The sequence below is a fragment of the Paenibacillus sp. OT2-17 genome (assembly GCF_009827695.1).
Lineage (GTDB): Bacteria > Bacillota > Bacilli > Paenibacillales > Paenibacillaceae > Paenibacillus > Paenibacillus polymyxa_B.
Genome location: NZ_WUDQ01000206.1, coordinates 1 through 5,983, shown reverse-complemented (window position 1 = coordinate 5,983; position 5,983 = coordinate 1). Strand labels below are relative to the sequence as shown.

5 protein-coding genes and 1 pseudogene are annotated in these 5,983 nt (G+C 46.0%); all 6 read left to right on the top strand.

The genetic code is table 11. From position 1 onward, the window contains the following. A partial coding sequence (locus GRP75_RS17425; protein ID WP_202404192.1) for a 2-hydroxycarboxylate transporter family protein occupies window positions 1–366 on the top strand: 366 nt, incomplete at its 5' end. Between the two features lie 183 nt (window positions 367–549). Then, window positions 550–2,793, top strand: a complete 2,244-nt coding sequence (locus GRP75_RS17420) for an ATP-binding protein (RefSeq protein ID WP_160789917.1) — start codon at window positions 550–552, stop codon at window positions 2,791–2,793. Window positions 2,794–2,838: 45 nt separating this feature from the next. Then, window positions 2,839–3,132: a citrate lyase acyl carrier protein gene (gene citD / locus GRP75_RS17415; protein WP_160789916.1), complete on the top strand. Its 294-nt coding sequence runs from the start codon at window positions 2,839–2,841 to the stop codon at window positions 3,130–3,132. After that, window positions 3,133–4,014 (top strand): citrate (pro-3S)-lyase subunit beta, encoded by an 882-nt coding sequence (gene citE, locus GRP75_RS17410; RefSeq protein ID WP_160789915.1) that lies wholly within the window; start codon window positions 3,133–3,135, stop codon window positions 4,012–4,014. Window positions 4,015–4,024: 10 nt separating this feature from the next. Continuing rightward, complete coding sequence (citF, locus tag GRP75_RS17405; protein WP_160789914.1) at window positions 4,025–5,593, top strand: citrate lyase subunit alpha; 1,569 nt, start codon at window positions 4,025–4,027, stop codon at window positions 5,591–5,593. Between the two features lie 45 nt (window positions 5,594–5,638). Next, window positions 5,639–5,983: pseudogene (locus GRP75_RS17400) on the top strand (NADP-dependent malic enzyme); the annotation flags it as partial.

Here is a 5,983-nt window from a genome sequence, read left to right as displayed (position 1 = left end):
CAACAGATGCAACGTTTCTTTGTTATCGCCGTAACGTACCCGCTCCTGCTTGCGGTAGGTGTTGCTAAAACACCATGGGAGGCCCTGATTTCTGTAATTAGCCCTGCTTATTTCATCACCATTTTTGTAACTGTATTAACCGTGGTTGTGAGTGGATATTTTGCTGGTAAGTGGATGAAAATGTATCCGGTTGAAGCTGCGATTATTACTTCTACTCGATGCAGCCAAGGTGGAACAGGGGATGTTGCGATTCTTTCTGCAGCCGATAGAATGGTCCTCTTGCCATTTGCTCAGGTATCTACACGTCTCGGTGGTGCAGCAACGGTAACACTTGCTATTTTCCTGCTGCGATACCTTACACACTAAGGAAGCGAAATCTTAAAAAAAATTAATAATTTGACAGGATACTTTAAGATCTTGTCATTACAATGAAGTTGTCTTGAGACACCATTTAGTAGACGAACGTGAATACTTGATATAATCGGAAACGAACTAGCCCTAGCACTAGGGACTGATGGGCTACTAGCTCGATGGAGAAGGTAAAACAGGATGAGATTTCAACGAGAGATACTGTTTCATTATCGAAGCCATTTTTCATTCATCACTATGCTAGCGCTTCCGATTTCTTTCCTAGTTCTGCTGTGGATGGCCTACGGCTCGTATATGGACGGAGAACGTACCGTAATTGAACAGCAGCAGCAGCAATTGCTAACGATTGCCAAGTTAAATAGCACGTCTATTGAATCTTTTTTCGACGAACAAATGCACACGATGCAAATATTGGCAGGCAACCGGCAGATGTCGCTCGCCATAGCAAATAAGAATGAAGCTATGATTGACGAAAACCTATCTGCTTATTATACCGCCAAAAAAAATAGCATCTATCGGATTAGCCAGGTGAACCCGGAAGGGAGAGTGGTACACACTTTTCCCAAGCGCAATCGTGCGGATGCGATTAAAGCCTATGAATTAATCAAGGATGATATACAAAGGGTGCTGCGAGAAAAAAAACCGTTCATCGCAAGTGCCAAGCTGGAGAAGCAAGGCAATTATATTGTGCATCTGTTTCAGCCTGTTTATCTCGATGGGAAATTTCAAGGTGCGCTCATCAGTGTGGTAAATCTAAACGCTGTATATGAGAAGCTGTTGAAGCCAATTCGCGTGGGGACCAAGGGTTATATCCATGTCAAGGATCAGCAAGGCTACTATCTCATGCACCCGAGCGAAGAAAATATCGGGTTATCGCTATCAGCGATGAAGGCCAAATACCCGGGGCTTGATTACCACGACCTGGAGAAACTGTTCAAAATGCAGCTTACCCAGGAACAAGGCTCAGCTTTCTACCATTCGTACTGGTGGGGTGACAAATTCTATGCCAAGACGAAAAAGATCGAGGCATTTTCCCGTGTTCATCTCGGTGACTCGTTTTGGGTGGTTGCCGCCGCCATGAACTACGATGATGTGAGAGAACCGATTGCACAAAATCGAATTAAAACCATTGAGATTTTTTCAATGATCGTCCTGACGTTGGCTTGTGCCGTTTATATCATCATGAGGACGAAGAAAAATAAAGAGGCTCTGGAATACGAGACGAGGTATTTGCGGGAACTGAATAACAAAAACGAGCTGCTCCGAAAAAAGGATCTACAATTGCAGCACTCGCAGAAGCTACAGTTGATCGGCACGATATCAGGGGAAATCGCCCATGATTTTAATAATTTGCTAACTCCTATCAGAGGCTATGCAGAAATCATGCTTAGCAGGATAGAACCTACTGAAGAAATTTATGATTACGTCAGTGAGATTTATGATGCTTCCGAGAAAGCAAGATTGATAATCGAGGAAATCCTGCTATTGAGCCGGCTGGAGAGTGGAAAGGTCAAGAAAAACGCTCCGGTCAAAGTTGAAGAGCAGGTCGAAGAGGCACTGGGACTCATAAAATCCTTCCTCTCGCCCAAAGTGAATGCTGTGTTCAAAAAACGGGTAGATTCAGCCGTTATTTTTGCAAATAAAGTACAGATTCATCAAGTCATTATGAATCTTTGCAACAATGCCTATCAAGCAATGAAAACAACCGGTGGCGAACTAAAAATCATATTGGATACCATTCCCTTGCAAGAGGTAAAAAAAATCCGCGAGAACGTCTTGGAAGTCAGTGATTACGTTACTTTATCTGTCTCGGATACGGGGAGAGGGATGAGTGACGACACCTTGCAGAAAATCTTTGATCCTTTTTTCACAACCAAACCGACAGGAGAGGGTACGGGGCTTGGATTGTATATTGTCCAAAGCATTCTCGAAAAACATCAAGGATTTATTACCGTGGATTCGGAACTGGGCAAGGGTAGTACGTTTACGGTGTATCTGCCGAGAACGGAGTTTGTAGCAAAAGAGACAGAGATAAATAAGAACCCTGTGTTTACTGAACAAAAGCGCATTCTTTTGGTTGATGATAAACAGCGCGTATTGAAAGCGATGAGAAGAGGACTGGAATCTTATGGTTTCCACGTTGAGACAGAATCAGACAGTGTGGAAGCATTGCAGCAGTTTGAAAAGTCTCCAAACCATTACGATCTGGTCATTACGGATCAGGCAATGCCTTATCTGACGGGTACGGAATTGGCTGAACGTATCAAGGTAATCAACCCAAGTATGAAGATCATCCTGATTACCGGTTATGTCGAGGATCATGTGGTGGCATACAAGGAGAGATTGATCATTGATGAATACATGTGTAAGCCTGTAGCAGGTTCAGATATGGCACAAATGATTTATAAGGTTCTACAATCCTGAAGATGGAGAGTATCTAGCATCCAATTGGCAAAAGAGGTGTAGACATTGATTATTCAGCAAGTAGGCATGGCCGGCACACTGGAATCAAGCGATATTACGATTTCCATCGAGCCGAATGGGACGAAAGGTATTGAAATCGAGTTGAAAAGTACCGTAGAGAACCAGTTTGGGAACCAGATTCGCAAAGTGATTCTTGAAACATTACAAGAAATGGGCATTGAACATGCATATGTTCGAGCGAATGATAAAGGCGCACTGGATTGCGCCATTAAGGCTAGAGTAATGACAGCCGTAAGCAGAGTGGTCGAGGGCGACTGCCGACCATGGGAGGCGGAATAGATGCAGAAACTGAGAAGGACCATGTTGTATGTTCCAGGGAATAACCCTGGGATGATCCGGGACGCCCATATCTATGGGGCAGATTCGATTATGATCGACCTTGAGGATTCCGTTTCCCTATACGAAAAAGATGCGGCACGTTTGCTGGTTTACCAGGCTTTGAAAACTTTTGATTTCGGGGGCATCGAGGTGCTGGTCAGGGTAAACCCACTCAATACGCCGTATGGCAGAGAAGATTTTGAAGCGATTGTACGAGCGAAGCCAACTGCCATTCGATTGCCGAAAACGGAGACCGCCGATGACGTGATTGAGGCGGATGAATTGATTACCGAAATTGAACAAAAGATCGGCATGGAGCATGGGACAATCAAGCTTTTTGCAGCGGTTGAGAGTGGCAAGGGCGCATTGAATGCGGGGCAAATTGCGGTTGCCAGCAAGCGGCTTATCGGCATCGCCATTGGAGCGGAGGATTTTGTTACAGACCTGAAGACAACGCGCTCGCCAGAAGGCATTGAGCTATTGACAGCACGAAGCCTTATATTATTTGCGGCAAGAGCTGCTGGCATTGCTGCTGTCGATACAGTCTACTCGGATGTAAATAATGAGGAAGGCTTTGCGAGCGAGGTGAAGCTGATCAAACAGCTAGGTTTTGATGGCAAATCCATTATTAACCCACGTCAGATCGAGATTGTAAACCGCATTTATACGCCAACAGGAGCAGAGATCAAAAAATCAAAGCGAATCGTTGAGGCCAGTCTCGAAGCGGAGGCAAAAGGCTCAGGTGTGATCAGTCTCGACGGTAAAATGATTGACCGTCCGATTGTAGAACGTGCACGTAGAGTAATTGACCTGGCGGAAGCGGCAAAAATAAACGTAGAGTAAGGTGAATGTTATGCTAAATGGTGCTGGGAGAGAAATTCCTCTAGCTATTGAGGGATTTGATGCGATAACTCCTTTTGATCGCAAATCGACTTACGGGCAATTTAAAAATATAGAGCGGTTAAAAGACCGCCAGCGAAATCCTGCCAAAAACAAAATCGTTGATTCGATGGAGAAAGCCATTGAAGCTACGGGCTTGCGTAATGGAATGACGATCTCGTTCCACCACCATTTCCGCAACGGGGACTTTATCGTGAATATGGTTATGGATAAAATCGCCAAAATGGGTATTCGTGATCTTGTCCTGGCAGCCAGCTCCTTGACGGATATTCATGCGCCGTTGGTAAGGCATGTGCGAAACGGTGTCATCCGCAGAATCGAGACCAGTGGCCTTAGAGGCGAGCTGGCTCAGGCATATTCCTACGGATTGTTTGATATTCCGGTGACGATTAACTCTCACGGTGGTCGCGCAAGAGCGATTGCATCAGGGGAATGCCCGATTGACGTAGCCTTTTTGGGCGCTCCTTCATGCGATGCATACGGCAATGCAAACGGAACTTCCAGCGTAAACGAAGCTCCATCGGCATGCGGCTCCCTGGGTTATGCCATGGTAGATGCACAGTATGCGAGCAATGTTGTGATGATCACTGACAATTTGGTCTCCTATCCGAACACTCCATTCGCCATTCCTGAAACCCAGGTGGATTATGTGGTCATCGTGGATCGTATCGGTGATCAGAAGGGGATTATCTCAGGGGCTACCCGTTACACGAAGAATCCGAAGGAACTGTTAATTGCCAAAAACGCTGCAGATGTGATTGAAGCATCCGGATATTTCGTGGATGGATTCTCTTTGCAAACCGGCTCCGGGGGTGCTGCGCTTGCAACTACCAGATTTCTGCGGGAAAAAATGCTTGCCGCCAATATCAAGGCAAGCTTTGCGCTGGGTGGTATTACCCAACAAATCGTTGACCTGCATGAAGAAGGATTGATTGAAAAGCTTTTGGACGTGCAGAGCTTCGACCTGCGTGCCGTAGAATCGTTGACAAAGAACAAATTCCATCAACAAATTTGTGCGGAATATTATGCAAGCCCTGAAAATATAGGCTGTGCTGCTCACCAACTGGATGTTGTTGTGCTAAGTGCGCTGGAGATTGATCTGAATTTTAATGTGAACGTAATTACTGGGTCCGATGGGGTCATCCGTGGAGCTTCCGGGGGACACTGCGACACTGCCGCAGGCGCTGCAGTATCCATCATCGTCGCTCCGCTGATTCGCGGAAGAATGCCTGCCATTCTTGATCGTGTAAATACCATTATCACACCAGGCCATACGGTTGACGTACTGGTTACCGATCAGGGCATCGCTGTGAACCCTCTCCGTCCAGATCTCCTGGCTAGCTTCAAAGCCGCCAAGCTCCCTGTCTTCACGATCGAAGAGTTGCAAGAGAAGGCTACGCGGATTGTCGGCAAACCAGAGTCGATTCAATGGGAAGATAAAATTGTGGGGGTTATCAAATATCGTGATGGTTCTGTAATTGATGTAATTCGTCAAGTGAAACAAGGAGCGCTAAAATTATAAACCAAAGGAGGAAGTATTGAGCAGCTGCTCAGTACAAACAAACTTATGAGTATAAAAGAAACCGCCTTACAGGCACACCGCGTAAGAAACGGTAAGCTGGAGATTGTAGGGACAGTACCGGTCGTAAGCAAACAGGATTTAGCGATAGCTTATACACCTGGCGTTGCCGAGCCATGCAAGGAAATCGCCAAAGATAAGAGCAAAGCCTATGAATACACGATTAAAGGGAGCACCGTGGCGATTCTAACGAATGGGACAGCAGTGCTGGGTCTGGGGGATATTGGCCCTGAGGCAGGGCTGCCTGTCATTGAGGGCAAGGCCTTGTTGCTCAAAGAATTTGGTGGAGTGAATGCGTTCCCTATCTGTATCGACAGCACTGATCCAGACGAG

Coding starts and splice junctions, on each gene's coding strand:
- GRP75_RS17420 (WP_160789917.1), top strand. CDS start 550: ATGAGATTTCAACGAGAGATACTGTTTCATTATCGAAGCCATTTTTCA.
- citE (WP_160789915.1), top strand. CDS start 3,133: ATGCAGAAACTGAGAAGGACCATGTTGTATGTTCCAGGGAATAACCCT.
- citF (WP_160789914.1), top strand. CDS start 4,025: ATGCTAAATGGTGCTGGGAGAGAAATTCCTCTAGCTATTGAGGGATTT.